Here is a 22333-nt window from a genome sequence, read left to right as displayed (position 1 = left end):
GTGAACCTCAGCACACCCATCGACATGAAGCCCTGCATACGCGCGTTCTACACGGCAAACTCGGGCTCTGTGCGCGCCAATTGACGCTTCACACTCTCCAGATGCAGGCGGGCACTTTCAGCATTGCCAATCAGCATCTGCCGACAAGCCGCACTGGCGACCTCATGGGGGACACGCTGCAAGGGTCTGCCGCTGGCCATCGCCTTGAGCTGCACCTCGGCGGCCCGCTCCAGGTAGTACAGATCATCCCACGCCTCGGCGATGCTCGGCCCCAGCACCAGCGGGCCATGGTTTTTCAACATCACCACGTCCGCCGTGCCCGCCGCCCGGGCGATGCGCTCACCTTCGCTGGCGTCCAGCGCCAAGCCGTTGTAATCCTCGTCCACGGCCAGGCGCTCGTAGAACTTCAGGGATGTCTGTCCGGCCCAGGCAAAGGGCTGCCCCTCCAGCATGCACAGTGCTGTCGCGTGCGGCATGTGGGTGTGGAAGGCAGCGGTCGCCCGAGGGTTGAGGCGGTGCAGTTGGGCATGAATGAAGAACGCCGTGGCCTCTGGCTGCCCCTCACCCGCCACCACGCGACCGTGGAAGTCGCAGATCAGCAGCGACGACGCCGTGATCTCGGCAAACGCAAGGCCGTACGGGTTGACCAGGAACAGATCCCGGTGCCCCGGCAGTACGAAGGAAAAATGATTGCAAATGCCTTCGCCCATTCCCAGCCGGGCCGACATGCGAAAGCAGGCCGCCAGGTCGATTCGCGCCTGACGAATCTCTGGGCTGTCCAACGTGCCCGCCAGCGCACTGGGCGTGCGGTTGATTTCAAAAGCGTGTGCCATGGCCAAAGGTCCTGAGTCATGAAGGGGTGTCTGGAAGACTAGCCAGATTCCCCAGCACGCCAAGGGACAGTTGAACGAATGGGTCGTGTCAGTCAGCTTCTTTCGCCAGCCTACACAGGCGGTGTCAAAAGCCGCCCGGTGTAGGGCTAAACGGTTCTCCAGCGTTTCTCTTGCAGTGGTTACGGCCTGACCCGGCGGTTCCCTGTATCTGGCCCTACAGGCGCCTCGGCGATTGTTTCTATCGTGAAGCCAGCCACGTGAACCCGTGGGCACATCATCGCCAGTCATCATCGCCAGTCGAGAGGTTGAACATGAACAAACCGGTTTCCAACGAATACGTCCACGCCCTGGATCGCCAATTCGTCTTTCACTCCTGGTCCACTCAAGGCAACCTCAACCCGCTGGTAATCGCCGGCGGAGAGGGTTGTACGCTATGGGACTACGAAGGGCGTCAGTACCTGGATTTCAGCAGCCAGTTGGTCAACACCAACATCGGCCATCAGCACCCCAAGGTCATTGCCGCCATCCAGGAGCAGGCCGGCACACTGGTGACCGTGGCCCCTGCCACGGCCAACCTGATGCGTGGCGAAGCGGCCAAGCGCATTCTGTCCCACGCACCCGACACCTTCAGCAAAGTGTTTTTCACCAACGCCGGTGCCGACGCCAATGAGAACGCCATGCGCATGGCGCGCCTCTACACCGGCCGCGACAAGATCCTCTCGGCCTACCGCTCCTATCACGGCAGCACGGGTGCCGCGATTGTTGCTACCGGTGATCCCCGGCGGGTGCCCAACGAGTTCGCCCGGGGCCACGTGCACTTCTTCAATCCCTACCTGTTTCGCAGCGAATTTCACGCCAGCGATGAAGAAGAGGAATGCCAGCGCGCGTTGCAACACCTGCGCCGCGTGATCGAGTGCGAAGGCACCAACGCCATTGCCGCCATTCTCCTGGAAACGGTGCCAGGTACTGCCGGCATTCTGGTTCCGCCCAAGGGCTACCTGGAAGGCGTGCGCAGCCTGGCCGATGAGTTCGGCATGCTGCTGATTCTCGACGAAGTGATGGCCGGCTTCGGTCGCACGGGCAGTTGGCTGGCCCTGGACAATTTCAACGTGGTGCCTGACCTGATCTGCTTCGCCAAGGGGGTCAACTCCGGCTACGTTCCCGCTGGCGGCGTGATGATTTCCCAACCTGTCTGTGATTATTTTGACAATCATTTCTTCCCCGGCGGCTTGACCTATTCCGGGCACCCACTGGCCATGGCCGCCATCGTTGCCACCCTGGATGTCATGGCCGAAGAAGGCATTGTCGACAACTCCCGCCGTATCGGCCAGGAGCTGCTGGGCCCGGGTCTCCGTGCCTTGGCCGACAAGTACCCGTTGATCGGCGAGGCCCGGGGTATCGGGTTGTTCTGGGCGCTGGAATTTGTCAGCGACGAGAAACTCAAGACCCCACTGCCCGCCCCGGTCATGGCCCAGATGAAGGCGGCATTCCAGGCGCGCGGCCTGCTCACGTTCATCGTGGACAACCGCTTGCACGTCGTACCGCCATGTATCGTCAGTCCGGCACAGGTCACCCAGGCACTGGGGATCTTCGATGAAGTGATTGGCGAGTTCTCGGCCAGGCACGCCCATTGATGCACCTTTGCGCGCCCGGCAGAACATCCTCCAGACAACTGCCGGGCGCCCCCTTCTGATGGTGCGGCCGACGCCGCCCTGTCGTGTTCAGAACCCTTCCAGTACCTGCGCCAACTGACGAATCCCCGGTCGGATTCGCTCGGGATCGATGGCATGAAAGCCCAAGCGCATGAAGTTCGCAGGCGGTGCCTGATCAAAGAAAAACTGTGAACCTGATTCGATCAATACACTCTGCTGGGCCGCGGCCCAGGCCACTTTTTGCGTATCGACACCGGGAGGTGCCGCCAACCAGAAGGCACTGGCACCTTCGCTGCCAATAGGCCGACACCTGCCAAGCGTCTGACTGATGGCCTCGCACATGGTCTCACGACGGCGGGTATGCTCTTCACGGAAGCGCCTCAGGTGCGCATCGTAATGACCCTGGGCGAGAAACTCGGCGAGCATGCGCTGATTGTTCAGCGGCGGATGACGGTACATCAACCGACGCAGTGCACGCAGTTCATCGATCAGCTCGGCGTCAGCCACCATGTAGCCAATGCGCAGGCCGGGCGAAAATGCCTTGGACAGGCTGCTCAGGTAGATCACCCGACCGTTGCTGTCGCTGGCCTTGAGTGCCGGCTGGGGATGGTTGTCGAGGTTGAGCTCGGCATCATAGTCATCCTCGATCAGCACCTGATCGTGAAGGCGGATCTGGCGCAACAGCTCACCTCGCCGCTGGGCACTCATTGAGATGCCGGTCGGCACTTGGTGGCCGGGCGTGACGTACAGGTACTCACAGTCATCGAGGCGCGCGTCGACAACCAGCCCCTGCTCGTCGATCGGTTGCAACTGCACCTGGGCACCTTGCAGGTCGAAGATACTCTGGGCATCACGAAAGCCAGGATTCTCGATGGCCACCTTGACGCCGTTGCTCATCAACAGGGTCGCCAGCAGGTACAACGCGTTCTGTGACCCCAGTGTCACCAGGATTTCGTCGGGCCGCGCCCAGATTCCACGCTTGGGCAAGACCCGTGTACGCAACTGTTCAATCAGCATTTCATCGTCACGGTCGAAACGGTCGCGCATCCACCCCTGGTCGCGCTCGCCGCGCAAGGTATTGCGCGAGACCTCTCGCCAGCGTTCCAGGGGAAACAAGTCCTGGATCGGCTGACCATAGATGAAGGGGTAGGTAAAGCTCGGCCAGTTGCTGGGCCGCAATACACCGTGCTTCAAACTGGGGAGCATCTTGAAACGGGCAGCCCAATCAGGTGCGCGCTCACTGGCGCCATCGCCGTAACCGCCCGGTTTACGCACTGGCGTGAAGCACAACAAGGCTTCGTCGAACTCGGCCCCACAGTAATCCGGGTGCAGGTAATAGCCGCTACGCGGACGGCTGACCAGGTAACCATTGTCCAGCAAGCTTTCGTACACCAACGCCACGGTATTGCGGGAAATCGACAACTGCTGGGACAACTTGCGGCAGGACGGCAACGGCTCATCTGCCGGGAACCCGCCGCCCAGAATGGTCGACACCAACGACTCTCTGAGCTGCTCCTGAAGGCCTCGTTGCTGGTCAAAATCCAGGTGGAACAGATGATCGATCATAGCCCCTCCACTCACTTACCGACCCCTGATCAAAGCAAATAGCGCGCCATGCTTTTTGCCTTGTTGGCTGGCCAGTCGAATGCACCGAACTGCCCCTATCGCTGCGCCGGAGCGCCTCACTATGGTTGAGTCCAGGCCAGCACAAGACCCCCGGGCGAAGGCGGTCAGGCTCACCCTCTTCTGACAATTGGAGCAACACACATGAAGCACTCAAGCAAGGATTCGATACCAGCCAAGTCCCTGGGTCTGTTGCGCAAGATGACCCTCGCCACCCTGGTGCTGTCAGCTTCCTTCGGCGCCCAGGCAGACCTTGCGGATGTCAAAAGCAAAGGTTTCCTGAGCGTTGCCACCGAAGACGACTATGCGCCGTTCAACTTCATCGTCGACGGCAAGCCCGAGGGGTTTCACAAGGATCTGCTCGTCGAGCTCAAGGCCTATGCCAAAGAACAGAAGTTCGACGTCAAGCAAGACATCCTGCCCTGGACGGGCCTGCTCGCTTCGGTGTCCTCGGGTCAATACGACCTGGCTTTCACTGGCGCCCTGGTGACCGACGAGCGCCTGCGCGTCTTCAACTTCGCCCCGCCCTTCGCTTCCGCCCAGCACTTCTATGTCAAGCGCGCCGGTGACGAGCGCCTCAGCGACATTGCCAGCCTGTGCGGCAAAACCGTCGGGCTGCAGGCCGGCAGCGCCTTGTTGGCCCGCTTGCCGGAGTTGAAAAAAATGATGGCGGCCCAAGGCTGCGAAATCGGCAAGGTGGTGGAGTACCCATCCTATCCGGAAGTCTACGCCGACCTGGCCAACGGCCGGCTGGACTACGCGATCAACGCCCTGATTTCCGTCAATGACCTGGTGAAAACCCGAGGCGATACGTTCGCCAAGGGCGTCGCAGTGTCAGGTGCCGGGTTCGCCGCCTGGCCGGTACCCAAAGGCAGCCCTGAGTTGCTGACTTTCCTCACCGGCTTCATGGATCACATCCGTGCCAATGGCCGTCTGGCAGCGCTGCAAACCCAATGGTTCGGAGAGGCGTTCCCGGACATGCCGAAAGCGCCGATCACCGATGTCGGACAGTTCCATACGCTCGCTGGCATGCAGTGATTCACTCCGCATCAACCCATGCCCGCCCTGCCTTGAACAGCCGGGCGAGGCACCTGGGCCCAATTTTGCTTGTGTGTTTGATCGAGGGCCTGGCGTCTCGCCGCCCTTGGTTCCTCTGCGGCGTTGCTTGACCTGATAGCTATCCGGCCTTCCACCCGCTAGAGCTCCTACCATCCGCGTTATTCAAGGACCTGAGGCATGAACGGACAAGCCTGGTTACTGTTGCTCGAAGGCGCCTGGACGACCCTCTGGATCTCCGGTACAGCTATTGCCATTGGTGTCATATTCGGGCTGGGAATTGCCTTGGTACGCATGGCCAGAATCCCCTTTGTCGATCAACTGTTGGTGCTCTACATCAGCCTGGCCCGTGCCACGCCGCTGGTGACCTTCGTACTCTTTCTGTTTCTCTCGGCGCCGACCTTCGGCATCAACATGAACCGCAACACTGCCGCAATCGTGGCCATGACCCTCAACACTGCCGCGTTCAACGCGGAGATCTGGCGGGCGGCCTTTCTCAGCTTTTCCCGCGAACAGAAGGAAGCAGCCCTGGCTTGCGGCATGACCAGCCGGGTGTTCTTCCGCCGCATCATGCTGCCGCAGATGATCAGCAGCAGCCTCCCCGGCCTGGTCAATGAAATGTCGTTCCTGATCAAGGGTAGCCCGGCCATCGCCGTTATCGGCATTGTCGACCTGACCCGCGTGACCAACCGCATCTCAGCGGTAACTTACGAACCACTGCCCCCCATTCTTGCCGCTGCGCTGCTGTACATGTTGATCATCAGCATCCTGCTCAAGCTGCAGGCAATGGCGGAAAAGAAAGCCAACCGTCTGGCCATGTAAGGAGCCATCGACATGACTGAATGGAGCATTCTCTGGGACGCCCGCGAGATCTTTTTCAACGGTTTGATCGCCACACTGGGGCTGTTCAGCCTCTCGATCATCTGCGCCTTCGTGCTCGGCTGCGTGCTGGTCTACCAACTGGAGGACGACAGCGTCCTGTCCAAGGCACTGCGCTTGCTGATCAACCTGATGCGCACACTGCCCTTCCTGATCCTCGCCTACCTCTTGTACTACGGGCTGCCGCAACTGGGCTTGCGCATGAGTGCCTGGACCGCCGGGCTGCTGGCACTGATCGTCTACCACGCGGCCTACTTCGCCGAAATTCTTCGAGGCTGCCGCCTGATCATGCCCGAAGGCTACGTGGAAGCCGCCAAGGCCCATGGTTTTACACCCTTGCGGCTGTACCTGCGGATCGTCCTGCCGCAATTGGTGATCAAGACCCGTCCGCTGTTGGGCAACCAGTTGATCATCGCCCTCAAGGACACTGCCTTCCTGACCATCATCACCCTGCAGGAGCTGACCGCAGCGGCCAACTCGGTGCAATCGACCTACTTCATTCCAACCCAGGCATTCGTCGTGGTGATCGTGCTGTATTGGCTGATCAGCATCTGCCTGGAACTGGCACTCAAACGCGCCGCCCGATTCGGCGCCAAACGAGGGTTCGACTATGTCTGAATACACATCCCCTGCCAACGTACCGGCGGTCAGTATCAAGAGAATGTCCAAGAGCTTTGGCGACATCGAGGTCTTGCGCGACATCGACCTGGTAGTCAACAAGGGCGAAGTGGTCAGCGTGCTGGGCTCTTCCGGCTCGGGGAAATCCACAATGCTGCGTTGTATCAACTGGCTGGAAGAGCCCGACCGCGGCACCATCCATATCGCTGGCCAGCGTATCGGCATCAATGAGCAGGCCGGACGCAAGATGAACAACAAGGAGCTGGCGACCCTGCGAGCCAAGACCGGCATGGTGTTTCAGGGCTTCAACCTGTGGCCGCACTTGAGCGTCATCCAGAACGTCATGGAGGCACCGATCTACGTCAAAGGCATGCCCAAGGAGCAAGCCCGGGTAATCGCCATTGAGTTACTGGAAAAAGTCGGGCTAGCCGACAAGCACGATGCCTTCCCCTTCACCCTCTCCGGCGGACAGAAGCAGCGGGTTGCCATTGCCCGTGCCCTGGCCATGAGCCCGGAGGTGATTCTCTTCGACGAGCCGACCTCGGCCCTCGATCCCGAGCGGGTCGGCGAAGTGCTGACGGTCATGAAAAACCTCTCCAAAGAGGGCTACACCATGATTGTGGTCACCCACGAAATGGAGTTCGCCCGTGCCGTATCCGATCAGGTGGTGTTTCTCGAGAAGGGGCTGATCATCGAAAAAGCACCGCCAGCCAAGTTTTTCAGTAACCCGGAGACCGAACGGGTGCGCAAATTCCTGGAGATATCGGCCTGACCGGCCGGCCCCCCCTGCACCCGTCGCAACGTCTTTCCCCGCGCTGGGCACGCGATACACTCCAACGAGGTAACACATGAACAAGGTCGCATTCATCACAGGTGCAACATCAGGTTTCGGCCGAGCCACGGCACGGCGCTTCGCCGAAGCGGGCTGGTCGCTGGTCCTCAGCGGTCGGCGCCTGGAGCGCCTGCAAGCACTGCAAGAAGAACTGGGTAGCAAGGTGGCGGTGCATATCGCAGCCCTGGACGTGCGTGACGCCAAGGCCGTGCGGCAGATGGTCGAGGACCTGCCGGAAGGCTTTCGTCAGATCGACAGTCTGATCAACAACGCCGGGCTCGCCCTGGCGCCGGAAGCCGCACAGAACGTTGCGCTGGAAGACTGGCACACCATGATCGACACCAATATCACCGGTCTGGTCAACGTGACCCACGCCGTGCTGCCCAAACTGCTGGAGACCGGCAAGGGCGCCAGCATCGTCAACATCGGCTCGGTAGCCGGCGAATGGCCGTATCCGGGTGGCCACGTCTATGGTGCGAGCAAAGCGTTCGTCAAACAGTTCAGCTACAACCTGCGCTGCGACCTGATTGCCGCCGGTGTGCGGGTCACCGACATTGCACCGGGCATGGCCGAGACCGAGTTCACCCTGGTGCGCACCAAAGGTAACCAGGCGGCATCGGATGCCTTGTATGGCACCACTACACCGCTGACGGCTGAAGACATTGCCGAACAGATCTTCTACGTCTGCACCCTGCCCGACCATATCAACATCAACCGTCTGGAAATCATGCCGAGCCGCCAGGCCTGGTCGCCATTTGCGGTCGATCGCGACAGATGAGGGGAACGCCCAGGTCATGCCGGGCACCGAGAGACAACGCACCGTGGGATTGACTGCCCCGGTGCGTTTTACGTTATGAGGAGATGAAATGGCTGATCAGCGTCGCTGCGGATAACAGCACCAGCAGCACACCGATCACCAGTTGCAACGACATGGGTTTGCGGCGGAACAACCATTGTCCCATCAGATTGCCCGCCAGCGCCGGCAGCAGTAATGCCGCAGCAAGGCTCAACTGGTCACGGTTCAGCGCATGCAACAACCACAAGCTGATCAGGGCGCAGGCGCTGCTGGCTGCGAAAAATACGATAGCCGTTCCCCGGACGCTCGCTGTCGACAAGCCGCTACGCAGCAGATAGACCACCAACGGAGGGCCACCGGCAGACGCCATGGCTGTGGCCAGCCCAGATGCCAGACCGGCAGGCAAGGCCCAATGGGTCGCCAATGTCCTCGACACCTCACGCACGGGGGGCCTGATCAGCACCAGCACACCACCCAGAAAGCACAACCCGGCAACCACAGGCGCCATCCATTGCTCAGGCAGCCTGGCCAAGGCCAGGGCACCCAGCGGCACCGCCAGCAACATGCCTGCAATCAAACGAACACCAACCCCGGCATGAAGGGTCTTCAACGCCCCTGGCCACAGACTGACGCTGCATACCAGGTCAAGCATCAGCACCACGGGAATTACCTGGGCCGGAGCCAGCCGGGTCAGCAGGCCAAGTGTAAGCACCATGGCAAAGCCAAACCCACTGTAACCGCGCACCACGCCTGCGAAGAACGACAGAAACATGAACATGTAGCCCCATCCCAACAGAAGTCATTTGCAGGACTCTAAGGGGACCTTCGGCTGTTCGACAGGGCCAGTTGCAGCCAAAACCTGAGCCAACGGCGCCCCATGGAATAGAGCAATTTTTCCAATCTCAAACGCCAGCAGACTGATTCCATGTCATCTCTTCAAGGAGATCAATCATGAGCAGTACTTTCTGGCCGCGTCGCAAGCAACACACCGTTCGAATGGTACGGTTGGCGGCCCCCTATCACTGAACCAGCGCTGACCTCCCAGCTCAAGCTCAGCCTGTCCTTGGTCAATGCACTGCGCAGTGTGCAAGAGATGGGAGAGAATGGGCTTCACTTGGCAAACGAGTTAAAAAAAGGCATCGCACACAGCCTGTCGAATGCACTACGCCACCACTCAAAACCTCACCCTCATCGCCGCATAGAACGTCCGCCCTGGCGCCGGTTCGTAGTAACGACCGCCATTATCATTGATCCGCAAGTTATCGTAGTAACGCCGGTCGGTAAGGTTATCCAGCCCCAGATAAGGCTCCAGATTTTCCGCCCAACCCTTGAGCAATATGCCCGCACGCAGGTTAACCACTGCATAGCCACCTACTCGCGCGGTGTTGGCGCTATCCGCGTACTGGCGGTCGTAGATCGAGGTGTTGATGCGCGCATACCAGTTGTCCCGGCCATAGCTCATCTCACCAAACAGGCTTCTCACTGGGATGCCAGGCAGGCGCTTGCCATCGGTATTTTGGAAGCTGCGGTAGCTATAGTCATTTAGGCTGTAGGCGGTGGTCAGTTGCCAGTACTCGTCGGGCTGCCAGCGCGCACTCAGTTCAAGACCATCGCGGCGGGTGGAGCCAGCGTTGCGGTAGAAGGTGCGGCCATCAACATAAGGCACCAACTCATCTCGTGTGTCGATGCGATAGACCACAGCTTCGTAGCGCCAGTGGGCGGTTTCGCCCTTCAGGCCGAGTTCCTGGTTGAGGGCGTGAGCCGGCTCCAGGCTATTGTTGAAACCACCTCCCGAGGGGTTCGCCAGTTCGCTGACAGTCGGGGTTTCAAAGGCGGTCGCGACGCGTGTGTAAAGGGTGTGGTGCTCGCCCAGGCGGTAACTGAGGCCAGCACTGTAGTTAAGGTCACGCAACACCCGATCACCTGAGTCATCGCGGCCATCACTGAGGAAGTGATCGTCGATGCTCAGACGAACCTCATCATGGCGTAGGCCGAGGCTGAGTATCCAGTTTTCGCCTAGCGCAGTCTGGTTTTCAATGAATAGTCCAAGGCTCTGAGCCTCTTCACGCTGACGTTGAGTCAAGGCGCCTTTTTCCCCTCCAATGATGTTGTTGTTACGATCACGATCGTCGCGCAGGGATTCCAGATCCGCACCAAAAGTCAGCTTGTGGCTCAGGCCGAACCAGTCTGCGACATGGCTGTAGTGCGCACCGACTCCACCGAACAGTCGCCCGTAGCTGGTCTGCCCGTTGGCGGCTAGCGGCAGGCGGTTGGTAAAGTTGCGCTGACCGACATAGCTGCGTACCTGATAAGCATCCTCACCCACTGACTGACCGTCCCAAACCAGCGATAGACGCTGCTGGGTGATGCGTTCGTCAGCGTCGAAACTCAGGCTTTGCGGGCGCGCCTGATTACGATCAACACGAACCTGATCAAGCGTCAGTCCACCGGGGTCTTCCGATCGATTATCGAGGGCATGCAGGGTCAGCGCCAGACGGCCGGTCTCACCCCACCAACGCAGTTTGCCTGTGAGATTATTGGCTTCGCTGGTAGCGTGATCGCGATAGCCATCCATCTGGGTCGAGCTGACTGCCGCCAGCATGCCGAAATTGCCTTCGGTACCGCTGGCCTCGACACTTTGCCGGCGATAGCCATCGCTACCAAAAATGAAGTCACCAGATCCGTTCGGATGATCGCCCGGCTCGCGGGTGTTGATCGCCAGTACGCCACCGGCGCCATTGCCATAGAGCACCGCTGCTGGGCCGCGGATTACTTCCATACGCTCCACCAGGCCGATATCGACGCCGTCGAGTTCTGTCTGGCCGTCGGGCATAGTCAGGGGCACGCCGTCCACCAGCACGCGGATGCCACGGACGCCAAAACTGGAGCGCGAGCCGAAACCGCGGATCGCCGGCCGCAAACCCTGGGCGGCGTTGTAGCGGCTGTGCACGACGACACCAGGCACACTGGAAAGCATATTGCCGAGGGTCAGCGCCTGATCGCCACGGCTGTCGGCGGCATCTACGACGCTGGCCGACAACGCGCTCTGAGCCCACTGGTCACCGGTGCGCGTGGCAGTGACGACTACCGGTTCGACTTCGACGGATGAGTCCGCCAGTACCCCGGTGGTGGTCAGTAAAAGTGCGCCGAATGCACTACGGCGCTGTGCGGCCCGGTGCCGCTCATTATTCTTCATGGACTGTTCCACTTGGTCCCGCTGAAAGTTCTCCAACGTACCGGCTCACCCTCACACTTGGGTTGAACGCTCTTCAGGGCGACCATGCGCAAACTCAAAAGCACATGACTATTTAAGCGGGAGTTAAAAGCGCAGGGTACGAAGGTTGCTCACTCGAAAGCAGGAGATTGGGGCCGCCTTGCAGCCCATTACCCCAGCGAATGGCATCAATAGAAATATGCCAGCCGAAACTGCAGCGAATTATCGATCTTCACACCCTCACGCACCGAGGTGTCGTGCATCACCTGCCCCATCAACTGCAATTGCTTGTTGACCATGGTCGCCATGGTGAAACCGACGGTGCCGTTGTTGTGACTGGTGGCCAAGGTCTCGCCGTCGAGGGTTTCCCGTGCGCCCCAGTTGTGCCTGTAGCTGATAGCGGCATAAGTGTCAGGTGTGAAGTTGTAGCGCAAGTGATTGTGCAGTTGCAGCAGCGTGTCCTTTTTCGCGTCGGTAGAGCGCTGGTCGTCATAGAACTCAGCTTCGGCGATCACATCCCAACTGATTTTGTCAGTCAGGCCCTTGATGTAGCCTACTTGAAAGTCCACGGCCCAGCGGTTGTTGCTGAGGGCAAAACCTTCGTTCTTGTCGCTGCCGGTAGGCGCAGTAAAGAACACCGACCAGCCGAGGTGCTCGTTGTGTTCCAGATCGCCAATGGTCCACAAGGTGCCGCCGAAGGTGATATCGCCCAGCCCCGACGTCTTGCTATGGCTAGCGCCGATGTCCTGCTGGCCGAAGGGGATAACGATCTGTGGATCCCAGGTGTACCCGGTGCCGAAAAAGTCGGTGAAGTGGATCAAACGCAGAACGCCGACAGTCATATCCAAGTCGAGGTCGTCGGCGACCTTCTTGCCGCCGGAGTAAACCTTGTCTCCGCGCGGGTTCTGCTGGTAAAGCACGACCACGTCGGTGCCCTTGGGCAGCGCCGTGTAGTCACCCGGATCGGGCTTTACGTCGGCCAGAGTGGACAGGGAAATACCAAACATAGCCAGGCCGGTCGCCAGGGTCGAGGGACTGATGATCTTCATGGTGAACTCTCGTTGTTGTTTTTGTTGGCGTGAAGAGCCCCGAGCAGCCCCTTTTCAGGGGCCGCCAAGGCTTTGGTTGGGCGGCGGAGAGGCTTAGTGCGCGGCAGTGGCCTTCAGGTCGGCCTGGAGGTCGTGGGTGCGCTTGATCAGGTACTGACGGATCAGCTCCATATCCTCGCGCTTAAGGATGTCGGAGAAGTTCGGCATGCCACGATAGATCAGCGCGCCGCTGACGAACGCCGGGAAGGCCGCGTGCTTGTCCTTGGTCAGGTAGCGCAGGTCCGGGACCACACCGCCGCTGATGGCGTTGAGGCCATGACAGCCGGCGCACAGGCCATTGAACATACCGCGCGCCTGGACCAATTGCTCCGGCGTGGCAGTCAGCTCCAAGTCGACGTTGGGGAACACTGGTGCCTGACGCGGCGGCGGTAGTTCACCCTTGGCGCCAAGCTTGAAGGCGATGATCCGTGACTCTGGCTGCACCTTGCCCTTATTCGTCAGCGGCCCGGTCAGCAACGGCAGGATACCGCCCCAGCCCACGGAAAACGCCACGTACTGGTCGTTGCCAACGGTGTAGGTAATGGGTCCGGCCATCACTCCGGAGTTGGCACGGTGCTCCCAGAGTATCTCGCCCTTGTCGGCGCTGTAGGCCACAACCCTTCCATCGGCGGTGCCCTGGAACACCAGGTTGCCGCCAGTGCTCAGGGTGCCGCCGTTGCCTGCACTGATGTACTGCTGCTTCCAGGCCGGCGCCTGCTTGACCGGGTCCCAAGCAATCAACTCGCCGGTCCAGGCGTCGCGGATCTGCTTGAGGATTTTCGGATCCTCCGGTAGGTCGGGCACGTCCAGGCCGAAGTTCACCACCGACTTGTTCGGGAAGAAAACCGGCTCCTTGGCCGCCTTCAGCTCAGCCAGGGTGTGCTGGGCCGGAATGTACACATAACCGGTGTTGGGGTTGTAGGACATTGGGTGCCAGTTATGTCCGCCTAGGAAGCTTGGCTGTACAACTTTCGGCTCCTTGGAGTAGTCCGCGGCTCCAGTCAGCACAGGACGGCCAGTCTTCAGATCAATCTCACTGGCCCAGTTCACCGGCACGTAGTTCTTCGCCGAGATCAGCTTGCCGTTGGTGCGGTCCAGGACATAGAAGAAGCCGTTCTTCGGCGCCTGCATCAACACCTTACGAACCTGGCCGTTAACTTTGATGTCGGCGAGAATCATGTGCTGGGTTGCGGTGTAGTCCCAACGGTCCTGCGGCGTGACCTGATAGTGCCAGACGTACTCACCAGTGTCCGGACGCAGAGCCAGGATCGACGAAACGAACAGGTTGTCGCCCTTGCCCTCGCTGCGGAACTGGTAATTCCACGGCGAGCCGTTTCCGGTGCCTATGTAGAGCAAATCCAGTTCCGGATCATAGGCCATGGAGTCCCAAGCCGTGCCTCCGCCGCCCCACTTTACCCAGCTATCGCCGGTCCAAGTCTTGAGGGCCATGGCCATCGCCGGATTTTCCGGCGGCAGCTTCGGATCGCCCGGTACGGTGTAGAAGCGCCAGGCTTCCTTGCCGCTTTCGGCGTCGTAGGCGGTAACGTAGCCACGTACACCGAACTCGGCGCCACCGTTGCCAATCAGCACTTTGCCTTTGACGATGCGCGGAGCGCCAGTGATGGAGTAGCTCTTGGAGCGATCGAGGATGGTATCCACCGACCAGACTTCCTGACCAGTAACTGCATCCAGGGCGATAAGACGACCGTCGAAACTGCCGACATAGACTTTACCGTTCCATACTGCGACACCGCGATTGACTGGACCGCAGCAGCCCTGGCTAAGGTTGGCCGGCGGAACTTTCGGATCGTATTTCCACAGCAGTTCACCGGTGGCTGCATTCATCGCGTAGACGATGCTGAAGGCACCGGTGGTATACATCACCCCATCAACCACCAAGGGCGTCGCTTCGGTACCGCTGTCGATGTCAAGGCGGGTGGTCCAGGCCACACCGAGCTGACTGACATTCTTGTCATTGACACCATTGAGCGGACTGTAACGCTGTTCGTCATAGGTACGACCGTGGCTCATCCAGTTGCCAGGTTCGAGGTTGGCATTAATCAGGCGTTTCGCATCTACCTGCGCCGGATGCGCGTTTTGGGCAGCCGAGGCATGCAGGGAGGAAAGCAGTAACGGGAGACCCGCTAGCAGAAAGAGGGCTTTCATGTATTTCAGACTCCAACGACACTTTTATTGTTTTTATGAATCCACAGGGCATAAAGCACCCGCAGATCACGCAATAGCAGAGCTTGCGCTACATAGTGTTATTAGAAATTTTGTGGGAGGACTGCGCTTGACTGTGACCGCCAATCCAGTTGGCATTTTCTGCCAGTACCGCCGAGTTCACTTCTGGAACGCATGAGCCCGATAGTCACGGGGCGAGACTTCGAACTGACGCTTGAACGCCCGGCTGAAATGGGCGACATCGACAAAGCCCCACTTGAAGGCAATCTGCGTAATCGACTGACTACGCATAGGGTGGCTGCACAGGTCATGGGCCACTTTGCTCAGGCGGGTGCGGAGTATATAGCGCGATACGCTTTCACCGTGCTCTTCAAAAAGGCGGTAAAGACTGCGCACTGAAGTGTGCAACTGATCAGCGAGATAGGCTGGGCCTAGGTCAACATCCTGCAGCGACTCATCCACCAGACGCAGCGCAGTGAAAAATAGAGTGCTGCTTTCCAGTGGATGCTCCTGCCCTTGCGCCCGGTCGGACATCGCCGGCAACATCAGACTCACCAGCGCACTCTGGATAGCCTGTCCGTCATCGCCATTGGCGGCACCATCGCCAATCATGCCAATTGACTGCACCAGCGAACGAATCATACGACTGGAAACGTTGTTGCGCGACAATTTGCCGAAGAGGCTATTGCCCTTGAACTGACGGGTGACGATATCCCGGGACAGATGCACCGATACATTCTCCACCAGCCCTAACGGCTCGATCTCGAACAACCTCGCCGAGTCCACCAGCACGATGTCCTCCGGACCCAGTTCCACCTCCACCCCGGCCTGACGGATCCGCTGGCGGCCACTGCGCTGAAAAATGAGAAAGCAGTGACTGTCGTCACTTTCGACGCCAATCAGCTCACGGCTGATCAAACGGGCATTCGTACGAATATGCGCCGTATCAAGCGCCCCAATCGTCTGACTGTGGATTTCCCCGATGAAATGCCGGGTAAGACTCGAAGGCAACGTGCTGAAACTGCCGCAGATACTGCGTAGAGACTGAGACCAGCATTCAAATCCGATTTGCTCGCTCGATGACAAGAACATGGCACCTCCAGAATCCATTTTAATTAACATATTATCTAATTTTCTGGAGGGCAAGCTTTGAGGTAGTCGAATGCGGCGATGCTGACCAGGCATCCCGACGAGCTCATGTTGGCGGCCCAGCCCTCAAGCAGTTGGCTGACGCCACTCGTCGCAGCGAAATCATTATCGTGGTCGGTATTTTGCGACCTTCGACAAGCTCGCGAAAAGCTATGCAGCCATGGTCTCGCTGGCTTGTTCCATGCGGTGTTTGCGACATCTCTTTTCGTACAGAGCCTAGGACGGAGCAGATGCCCATCTGCGCTACCTGGATGCCCAGCGCGATGCCTTTAGCAATCAATACACGCTGATTCAGCGCTAGCACCTAGCGAAAGATTGCACTGATCAATCTAATCAAAAATATCGCAAAAGTGATTGATCAAAATCGCAAACGCCTATCAATCCTGTTCATGCACAAGCTAAGCCCATGCAAGGCTCAATGATCAGTTTTGGACGAGTCATTATAGCCTTGAGGGCGGTAGAGATCCGTTGGTCGCAACATGTGGACAGAGGCTAATGGCCTGATGGCGAGATCGGCAAGGACCAGACGTCAATCGTCGATCAATTGCATGATCTCGAACGCGTTCAGCGCCGCTCCGCGCAACAGCTGATCGCCGCTGATGAACAGGTCCAGGCCGTGCTCCTTGTAGATCAGGTTGTAGCGGATCCGCCCGACCTCTACCGCGTGTTTGTAGGTCGAGGTCATGGGCATCGGATAACGGCCCTGCTCGGGCGCATCCACCACTTCAACCCCTGGAGCGGCGCTGAGCAGTTGGCGAACGCGAGCCAGAGAGCGGATCGGTTGTTTGAAGCGCAGGCTCAAGGCTTCGGCATGGGAACGCAGGGTCGGCACGCGCACAGCGGTGGTGCTGATCGCCAGGTCCGGTTCGCCCAACACCTTGCGCAATTCCCAGACCACTTTCATTTCTTCGCGGGTGTAGCCGTTGTCTTCAAACGAGTCGACCTGAGGGATCACGTTGAACGCTAGGTTATGCGCGAAATGCTCGGCGCCGTTGTGATCGCCGTAGTCGGTGAAAGCCTTGGCCCGTTCCCGAAGCGCTTCCATCGCCGGTTGCCCGGCGCCGCTGGCGGCCTGGTAGGTGGAAATGATCGCGCTGTCGAGCTGATACTCGTGGTGCAACGGGCCAAGCACCATCAAGGCAATGGCCGACGAGCAGTTGGGGTTGGCGATGAGTTTTTCACCGGCATAGCGCTGGCCGTTGATGGGTGGGACCAACAGCGGAACGTGATCGGCATAGCGGAACGCCGACGAGTTATCGATGACATAGGAAGACTGGGCGAGGCGCTCGCCGTACTCCAGGGCAAACGCCCCTGAAACACACAGGAAGACGATGTCGCAGGTGGCGCAGCCTTCGACCGAAAAGGGCTCGATCAAGTGCTCGCTGTCGCCGACCTTCAGTCGCTTGCCGGCCGAGCGTGGCGAGGCCATGCACACCACCTCGTACGCGGTATTTTCAAGCAGTTGGAGCATGGTCATGCCCACGGCGCCGGTGCATCCAACCACAGCGATTTTTTTCATTTCAATCTCCTTATACGTCCGTTGCGCCCGAATCGAGTTCCAGGTGAACAACGTTAGCGCCAGCCAGACAAACGCGAACGCCGCCGGGACCATCAGCACGAGTCCCTTACCTCACAGCGTCCTGAATAACCCTTATAGAGCAAGCGCTGTTTAACGAGCACCCGCTCGCTACCGCCTAACTTCTGCGGGTTATCAATCCGTATTATTCTGGCAGCTCAGACCCTGAAACAACTCAGTGATTTAACGGCATAAACCAAACAACGGGGGAACTTGAACCCGTTCATGTAACAGATCGAGACAACTCGCACTGGCCGCCGACAATGCGACTGTCGCTTGGGTAAAGCGCTGTCGCCTGTTCACTCGGTGATTGTCCGGCCGTGATTGTAGGGGACTCAATCGGTCGGCTACAGTGCGGCATTCGACAATAAACGGTAAGTTTCCGCCAAATGCACGACCACCCTGGAACTGTCGCCATCCTGGCCTATAAAGGCCTCTGCGTTTTCGAGTTTGGCATCGCGCTGGAGATTTTCGGCCTGCCGCGCCCGGAACTCGATGTCCCTTGGTACAAATGCCAGATTGCTGCCGTCGACTCCGGCCCCATGTATGCGCTGGGCGGCATTCAAATCAGTGTCGATGCCGGGCTGGAGCTGCTCGACAGCGCACAGACCATCATTATTCCGGGCTGGCGCAGTCGCCACGAAGCTCCTCCCGAGGCGTTGTTGCACGCATTGCGCAGTGCCCACGCACGGGGCGCCCGCTTGTTGTCGATCTGCTCCGGGGTGTTCCTCCTCGCCGCCACCGGTTTGCTCGATGGCAAAACGGTAACGACCCACTGGCAACTCTCCGATGAGCTGGCCGAACGCTTTCCGCTGATCACGGTTGACCCGAACGTGCTGTACGTCGATTCGGGGCAACTGATTACCTCGGCGGGCAGCGCCGCCGGCATTGATGCCTGCCTGCACCTGATCGTCCGCGACTTCGGCACACACATCGCCAACTCGGTGGCCCGACGCCTGGTCATGGCGCCCCAGCGCACCGGCGGCCAGTCACAATTCATCGTGACACCGGTGAGCAAATCACCGCGCAACGAACTGACCCGCGTGCTGCAATGGGCTCGCGAACACCTGGACGAACCGTTGAGCGTCTGTGAGATGGCCAGCCAGGTGGCCATGAGCGAACGCACCTTTCTCAGGCGCTTTGTTGAAACCACCGGGTTATCGCCCAAGGCCTGGCTGCAACAGGAACGCCTGAGCCGCGCCCGGGATTTGCTGGAAAGCACCGACCAGAGCACCACCAGCATTGCGCAAGTGTGCGGCTATCGCTCGGTGGAAAGCTTTCGCAAAGCGTTTCGCAACACTGTCGGCCTACCGCCCTCCGTCTACCGTGAACGGTTCGGCAGTGGCGTGACCTGTGAACAGGCGGCCTGGCTGACGCGTTGCTGACTCATTGCCGTTGCGTGACCACCCGCTTGATAGGGGTCAGAGCACCTTCCTGGAGCGATGGGTAGGCTTGTCGAGCGGTGGCACCTGAGCGTGGCATCGCGAGCGCCTGAACAGCGTCGGGGCCGGATGCTCATCTTGCTATCAAAATAACGCACAACAAAAAACCCCAAGGCTTTCACCTTGGGGTTTTTCATGTGCAGCGCACCTTTACTATCAAGATTCGCTGCACCAAATTTGGAGCGGGAAACGAGACTCGAACTCGCGACCCCGACCTTGGCAAGGTCGTGCTCTACCAACTGAGCTATTCCCGCGTCGTCTTGATGGAGGCTATTCTAGCGATTTTAAAAACCCCGTCAAGCCTTTGATTCAAAAAAAGTTTTATTTTTTTTCTGAACCTTCCCGCAGGTGTGGCCAGGCCGCCCGCAGGTACTGTTGCATCGACCACAGGGTCAGGCCCGCCGCGATCATCAGCAGCGAATACCCCAGCACTACCCAGAAACTGAGCACGGGGGGGTTGGCCAACAGGATCACCAACGCCAGCATCTGTGCGGCAGTCTTCCATTTGCCCAGGTTCGATACCGCCACGTGCGCGCGGGCGCCAAGCTCGGCCATCCACTCGCGCAATGCCGAGACAACGATTTCGCGCCCGATGATGACCGCCGCCGGCAAGGTCAGCCACAGGTTGGCATGCACCTGAACCAGCAGTACCAGTGCTACCGCAACCATCAGTTTGTCGGCAACAGGGTCCAGAAACGCACCGAACGGTGTGCTCTGTTGCAGGCGCCGGGCCAGGTAGCCATCCAGCCAGTCGGTCGCTGCGGCAATGGCAAAGACCGTGCTGGCAGCAAGATAGCTCCAGTGGTACGGCATATAGAACAACAAAATGAAGATCGGAATGAGCAGGACGCGAAGAACGGTAAGCAAATTAGGAATATTCATCGGCACAACTGGCTGCAAAGTGAGCGGGCATTCTACTCGCTATGCAGGCTGTCATAAATCGACTCAGCAAGCTTTTTACTGATTCCGGGCGCTTTGGCGATTTCTTCTACGCTGGCACGGGTCAATTCCTGCAAGCCACCGAAGTGCTTGAGCAGGTCGCGACGACGCTTGGGCCCTACCCCGGCAACACCTTCAAGGCTGGAGGTACGCCGCGCCTTGCCGCGTCGGGCACGGTGGCCGGTAATGGCAAACCGGTGGGCCTCGTCGCGAATCTGCTGGATCAGGTGCAACGCCGGTGAATCCCCGCGCAACGTGAACTCGTGGGCGGCATCATTCAGGTAAAGGGTTTCAAAGCCAGCCTTGCGCGTAACGCCCTTGGCCACGCCCAGCAGAATCAGCTCGGGTACGGCCAGTTCCTGCAGTACATCCCGAGCCATGTTCAGTTGGCCCTTGCCGCCGTCCACCAGCAGGATATCGGGCAGCTTACCCTCGCCTTCCTTGAGCCGGGCAAAGCGTCGGGTCAACGCCTGGTGCATGGCCGCATAGTCGTCGCCAGCCGTCACGCCTTCAATGTTGTAGCGACGGTAATCCGACTTGAGCGGGCCTTCCGGCCCGAACACCACGCAGGACGCCACGGTCGCCTCACCGCTGGAGTGACTGATGTCATAGCATTCCAGTCGCTGAGGGATCTCGTCGAGCTTGAGCACCTGAGCCAGTGCTTCAAATCGCGCCGCCATGTGCTGGCGGTTGGCCAAGCGCGCCATCAGCGCCTGTTCGGCGTTGGTAACCGCCAGTTGCTGCCAGCGCGCGCGCGTGCCGCGCACCCGGTGGCTGATGCTCAACTCGCGGCCACGCAGGCTATGGATCGCGGCGGTGATCGCCTCGAAGTCCTCATGCACCACGTTGACGATCAACTCGCCCGGCAGGTCGCGTTCAGGGTTCCCCACATAATACTGCGAGAGAAACGCGGCCATGACTTCGGCCACGTCCTCTTCAATACCCACCTGCGGAAAGAAGTTCTTGCTGCCCAGTACCCGCCCGCCACGCACACTGATCAGGTGTACGCAGGCACCACCCGGGTTGACGAACGCAGCCACCACATCAACGTCACCACTACCGCCTTCCATGCTTTGCTGGTCCTGGACCCGACGCAGCAAGGCGATCTGGTCACGTAGCTCGGCTGCCCGCTCGAACTCCAGGGCCATGGCTGCACGCTCCATGGCCGCACTCAACTCATCGGTCAGTTGGTGGCTGCGCCCTTCCAGGAACATCACCGAGTGACGGACATCTTCGGCATACACCTGCGGCTCGACCAGGCCCACACAGGGTGCCTTGCAGCGTTTGATCTGATATTGCAGGCAGGGTCGCGTGCGGTTGCTGTAATAGCTGTCTTCGCACTGGCGCACCAGGAAGGTTTTCTGCAGCAGGTTCAGGCTCTCGCGGATAGCGCCCGCGCTGGGATAGGGCCCGAAGTACTTGCCCTTGGCCTTCTTGGCACCACGGTGAATACCCAAGCGCGGGTAGTCACCCTCGGAAAGCACGACATAGGGGTAGGATTTGTCGTCACGCAGCAGGATGTTGTAAGGCGGTCGCCATTCCTTGATCAGCGTCTGCTCCAGCAGCAGCGCCTCAGTCTCGTTGGCGGTAATGGTGGTTTCCACTTGGGCGATCTTGCCCACCAGCGCTGCCGTTTTCGGCGCAAGACCGGTCTTGCGGAAATAGCTGGCCAAGCGCTTTTTGAGGTTCTTCGCCTTGCCCACATAAAGCAGGCGCGCGTCCTCGTCGAACATGCGATAGACGCCCGGGCGACCACTGCAGGTCGCGAGGAAGGCGCTTGAGTCAAAAACAGGGATCATGTTCAGAGGTTGGCGTCGACCATGCCGTGACGGACCGCCAGCAAGGTGAGTTCCACATCGCTGGTGACCGAAAGCTTTTCAAAGATACGGTAACGGTACGTGTTCACGGTTTTCGGCGACAAGCACAGCTTGTCGGAAATGATCTGCACCTTCTGGCAACCAACGATCATCAGCGCAATCTGGATCTCACGTTCCGACAAGGCGTCAAAAGGCGAGCCCTGTGGCTGGAAAGGCTTGAGCGCAAGCTGCTGGGCGATCTGCGGGCTGATATAACGCTGCCCGGCAAACACCATGCGTATGGCCTGCACCATTTCATCCAGCCCGGCGCCCTTGGTCAGGTAGCCAGCAGCGCCCGCCTGAAGCAGGCGCGTCGGGAACGGGTCTTCTTCACAGACCGTAACGGCCACCACCTTCACATCCGGATGGCTGCGCAGCAACTTGCGAGTGGCTTCCAGGCCGCCGATCCCCGGCATCTTGACGTCCATCAAGACGACATCCGGCTTGAGTTCACGCGCGACCTTCAATGAAGCCTCGCCCGAATCCGCCTCGCCGACCACCTGCAGACCGTCGATATCAGCCAGCATCCGGGTAATGCCTGTACGCACCAGATCGTGATCATCGACCACCAGGACCCTAATCAAGCTGACACCTCG

At 59.4% G+C, this 22333-nt stretch carries 18 protein-coding genes and 1 tRNA gene; 7 read left to right on the top strand and 12 right to left on the bottom strand.

The genetic code is table 11. The features are described from left to right. Nucleotides 1–47: 47 nt before the first annotated feature. On the bottom strand, nucleotides 48–833 hold the full coding sequence (locus tag IE038_RS16595) for an aldolase (RefSeq protein WP_163933876.1): 786 nt from the start codon (nucleotides 831–833) through the stop codon (nucleotides 48–50). 311 nt (nucleotides 834–1144) lie between these two features. Here IE038_RS16595 and IE038_RS16590 point away from each other — a divergent pair, with 311 nt between their 5' ends. Then, nucleotides 1145–2467 carry an aspartate aminotransferase family protein gene (locus tag IE038_RS16590; protein WP_163933873.1) on the top strand — a complete coding sequence of 441 codons (1323 nt, stop codon included), beginning with the start codon at nucleotides 1145–1147 and terminating at the stop codon, nucleotides 2465–2467. Between the two features lie 87 nt (nucleotides 2468–2554). On the opposite strand, the gene pdxR is transcribed toward IE038_RS16590, so the two are convergent. Then, entirely contained in the window at nucleotides 2555–4051 is a 1497-nt protein-coding gene (gene pdxR / locus IE038_RS16585; RefSeq protein WP_163933869.1) for a MocR-like pyridoxine biosynthesis transcription factor PdxR, read from the bottom strand. Nucleotides 4052–4252: 201 nt separating this feature from the next. Between pdxR and IE038_RS16580 the strand changes: the two genes are divergently transcribed. The 5 genes from IE038_RS16580 to IE038_RS16560 all read left to right on the top strand — a co-directional run bounded on the left by IE038_RS16580 (nucleotide 4253) and on the right by IE038_RS16560 (nucleotide 8271). Next, entirely contained in the window at nucleotides 4253–5146 is an 894-nt protein-coding gene (locus tag IE038_RS16580) for a transporter substrate-binding domain-containing protein (protein WP_163933866.1), read from the top strand. 198 nt (nucleotides 5147–5344) lie between these two features. Continuing rightward, the gene (locus IE038_RS16575) at nucleotides 5345–5986 is read left to right on the top strand and encodes an amino acid ABC transporter permease (protein WP_163933862.1); all 642 of its coding nucleotides are present in this window, start codon (nucleotides 5345–5347) and stop codon (nucleotides 5984–5986) included. Nucleotides 5987–5998: 12 nt separating this feature from the next. Further along, entirely contained in the window at nucleotides 5999–6661 is a 663-nt protein-coding gene (locus IE038_RS16570) for an amino acid ABC transporter permease (RefSeq protein ID WP_163933859.1), read from the top strand. Next, nucleotides 6654–7433: an amino acid ABC transporter ATP-binding protein gene (locus IE038_RS16565; RefSeq protein ID WP_163933856.1), complete on the top strand. Its 780-nt coding sequence runs from the start codon at nucleotides 6654–6656 to the stop codon at nucleotides 7431–7433. Before IE038_RS16570 ends, IE038_RS16565 begins: the two co-directional genes overlap by 8 nt. Before the next feature lie 76 nt (nucleotides 7434–7509). Next, a complete protein-coding gene (locus IE038_RS16560; protein ID WP_189395957.1) occupies nucleotides 7510–8271 on the top strand; it encodes an SDR family NAD(P)-dependent oxidoreductase in 762 nt (253 codons plus the stop codon). Between the two features lie 73 nt (nucleotides 8272–8344). Here the strand turns inward: IE038_RS16560 and IE038_RS16555 are convergent, their stop codons facing one another. The 6 genes from IE038_RS16555 to IE038_RS16530 form a co-directional block, all read right to left on the bottom strand. Continuing rightward, complete coding sequence (locus IE038_RS16555) at nucleotides 8345–9067, bottom strand: sulfite exporter TauE/SafE family protein (protein ID WP_189395956.1); 723 nt, start codon at nucleotides 9065–9067, stop codon at nucleotides 8345–8347. A 396-nt stretch (nucleotides 9068–9463) separates the two neighbouring features. Beyond that, complete coding sequence (locus tag IE038_RS16550) at nucleotides 9464–11485, bottom strand: TonB-dependent receptor family protein (RefSeq protein ID WP_163933853.1); 2022 nt, start codon at nucleotides 11483–11485, stop codon at nucleotides 9464–9466. Between the two features lie 206 nt (nucleotides 11486–11691). Further along, complete coding sequence (locus IE038_RS16545) at nucleotides 11692–12552, bottom strand: transporter (RefSeq protein ID WP_163933850.1); 861 nt, start codon at nucleotides 12550–12552, stop codon at nucleotides 11692–11694. A 93-nt stretch (nucleotides 12553–12645) separates the two neighbouring features. Then, nucleotides 12646–14757, bottom strand: coding sequence for a PQQ-dependent dehydrogenase, methanol/ethanol family (locus IE038_RS16540; protein WP_163933847.1), 2112 nt, complete (start codon nucleotides 14755–14757; stop codon nucleotides 12646–12648). Nucleotides 14758–14934: 177 nt separating this feature from the next. Continuing rightward, on the bottom strand, nucleotides 14935–15867 hold the full coding sequence (gene feaR / locus IE038_RS16535; protein WP_163933905.1) for a transcriptional regulator FeaR: 933 nt from the start codon (nucleotides 15865–15867) through the stop codon (nucleotides 14935–14937). A gap of 586 nt (nucleotides 15868–16453) precedes the next feature. After that, nucleotides 16454–17443: an aspartate-semialdehyde dehydrogenase gene (locus IE038_RS16530; RefSeq protein ID WP_163933845.1), complete on the bottom strand. Its 990-nt coding sequence runs from the start codon at nucleotides 17441–17443 to the stop codon at nucleotides 16454–16456. A gap of 446 nt (nucleotides 17444–17889) precedes the next feature. Here IE038_RS16530 and ftrA point away from each other — a divergent pair, with 446 nt between their 5' ends. Further along, nucleotides 17890–18885, top strand: a complete 996-nt coding sequence (gene ftrA / locus IE038_RS16525; protein ID WP_163933828.1) for a transcriptional regulator FtrA — start codon at nucleotides 17890–17892, stop codon at nucleotides 18883–18885. A 235-nt stretch (nucleotides 18886–19120) separates the two neighbouring features. On the opposite strand, the gene IE038_RS16520 is transcribed toward ftrA, so the two are convergent. The 4 genes from IE038_RS16520 to gacA form a co-directional block, all read right to left on the bottom strand. Then, nucleotides 19121–19196, bottom strand: a tRNA-Gly gene (locus tag IE038_RS16520). A gap of 67 nt (nucleotides 19197–19263) precedes the next feature. Then, the gene (gene pgsA, locus IE038_RS16515; protein WP_189395955.1) at nucleotides 19264–19824 is read right to left on the bottom strand and encodes a CDP-diacylglycerol--glycerol-3-phosphate 3-phosphatidyltransferase; all 561 of its coding nucleotides are present in this window, start codon (nucleotides 19822–19824) and stop codon (nucleotides 19264–19266) included. Between the two features lie 32 nt (nucleotides 19825–19856). Further along, nucleotides 19857–21680 (bottom strand): excinuclease ABC subunit UvrC, encoded by a 1824-nt coding sequence (gene uvrC, locus IE038_RS16510; RefSeq protein WP_163933824.1) that lies wholly within the window; start codon nucleotides 21678–21680, stop codon nucleotides 19857–19859. A 2-nt stretch (nucleotides 21681–21682) separates the two neighbouring features. Further along, a complete protein-coding gene (gacA, locus tag IE038_RS16505; protein ID WP_189395954.1) occupies nucleotides 21683–22321 on the bottom strand; it encodes a response regulator transcription factor GacA in 639 nt (212 codons plus the stop codon). Nucleotides 22322–22333 lie beyond the last annotated feature (12 nt).

It is taken from the genome of Pseudomonas laurentiana (assembly GCF_014648275.1).
Lineage (GTDB): Bacteria > Pseudomonadota > Gammaproteobacteria > Pseudomonadales > Pseudomonadaceae > Aquipseudomonas > Aquipseudomonas laurentiana.
This window is presented reverse-complemented; position numbering and strand designations above follow the sequence as displayed.

Excerpts from the sequence above, each read along its gene's own strand:
- IE038_RS16595 (WP_163933876.1), bottom strand. The coding sequence starts at position 833 with ATGGCACACGCTTTTGAAATCAACCGCACGCCCAGTGCGCTGGCGGGC.
- IE038_RS16590 (WP_163933873.1), top strand. The coding sequence starts at position 1,145 with ATGAACAAACCGGTTTCCAACGAATACGTCCACGCCCTGGATCGCCAA.
- pdxR (WP_163933869.1), bottom strand. The coding sequence starts at position 4,051 with ATGATCGATCATCTGTTCCACCTGGATTTTGACCAGCAACGAGGCCTT.
- IE038_RS16580 (WP_163933866.1), top strand. The coding sequence starts at position 4,253 with ATGAAGCACTCAAGCAAGGATTCGATACCAGCCAAGTCCCTGGGTCTG.
- IE038_RS16575 (WP_163933862.1), top strand. The coding sequence starts at position 5,345 with ATGAACGGACAAGCCTGGTTACTGTTGCTCGAAGGCGCCTGGACGACC.
- IE038_RS16570 (WP_163933859.1), top strand. The coding sequence starts at position 5,999 with ATGACTGAATGGAGCATTCTCTGGGACGCCCGCGAGATCTTTTTCAAC.
- IE038_RS16565 (WP_163933856.1), top strand. The coding sequence starts at position 6,654 with ATGTCTGAATACACATCCCCTGCCAACGTACCGGCGGTCAGTATCAAG.
- IE038_RS16560 (WP_189395957.1), top strand. The coding sequence starts at position 7,510 with ATGAACAAGGTCGCATTCATCACAGGTGCAACATCAGGTTTCGGCCGA.
- IE038_RS16555 (WP_189395956.1), bottom strand. The coding sequence starts at position 9,067 with ATGTTCATGTTTCTGTCGTTCTTCGCAGGCGTGGTGCGCGGTTACAGT.
- IE038_RS16550 (WP_163933853.1), bottom strand. The coding sequence starts at position 11,485 with ATGAAGAATAATGAGCGGCACCGGGCCGCACAGCGCCGTAGTGCATTC.
- IE038_RS16545 (WP_163933850.1), bottom strand. The coding sequence starts at position 12,552 with ATGAAGATCATCAGTCCCTCGACCCTGGCGACCGGCCTGGCTATGTTT.
- IE038_RS16540 (WP_163933847.1), bottom strand. The coding sequence starts at position 14,757 with ATGAAAGCCCTCTTTCTGCTAGCGGGTCTCCCGTTACTGCTTTCCTCC.
- feaR (WP_163933905.1), bottom strand. The coding sequence starts at position 15,867 with ATGTTCTTGTCATCGAGCGAGCAAATCGGATTTGAATGCTGGTCTCAG.
- IE038_RS16530 (WP_163933845.1), bottom strand. The coding sequence starts at position 17,443 with ATGAAAAAAATCGCTGTGGTTGGATGCACCGGCGCCGTGGGCATGACC.
- ftrA (WP_163933828.1), top strand. The coding sequence starts at position 17,890 with ATGCACGACCACCCTGGAACTGTCGCCATCCTGGCCTATAAAGGCCTC.
- pgsA (WP_189395955.1), bottom strand. The coding sequence starts at position 19,824 with ATGAATATTCCTAATTTGCTTACCGTTCTTCGCGTCCTGCTCATTCCG.
- uvrC (WP_163933824.1), bottom strand. The coding sequence starts at position 21,680 with ATGATCCCTGTTTTTGACTCAAGCGCCTTCCTCGCGACCTGCAGTGGT.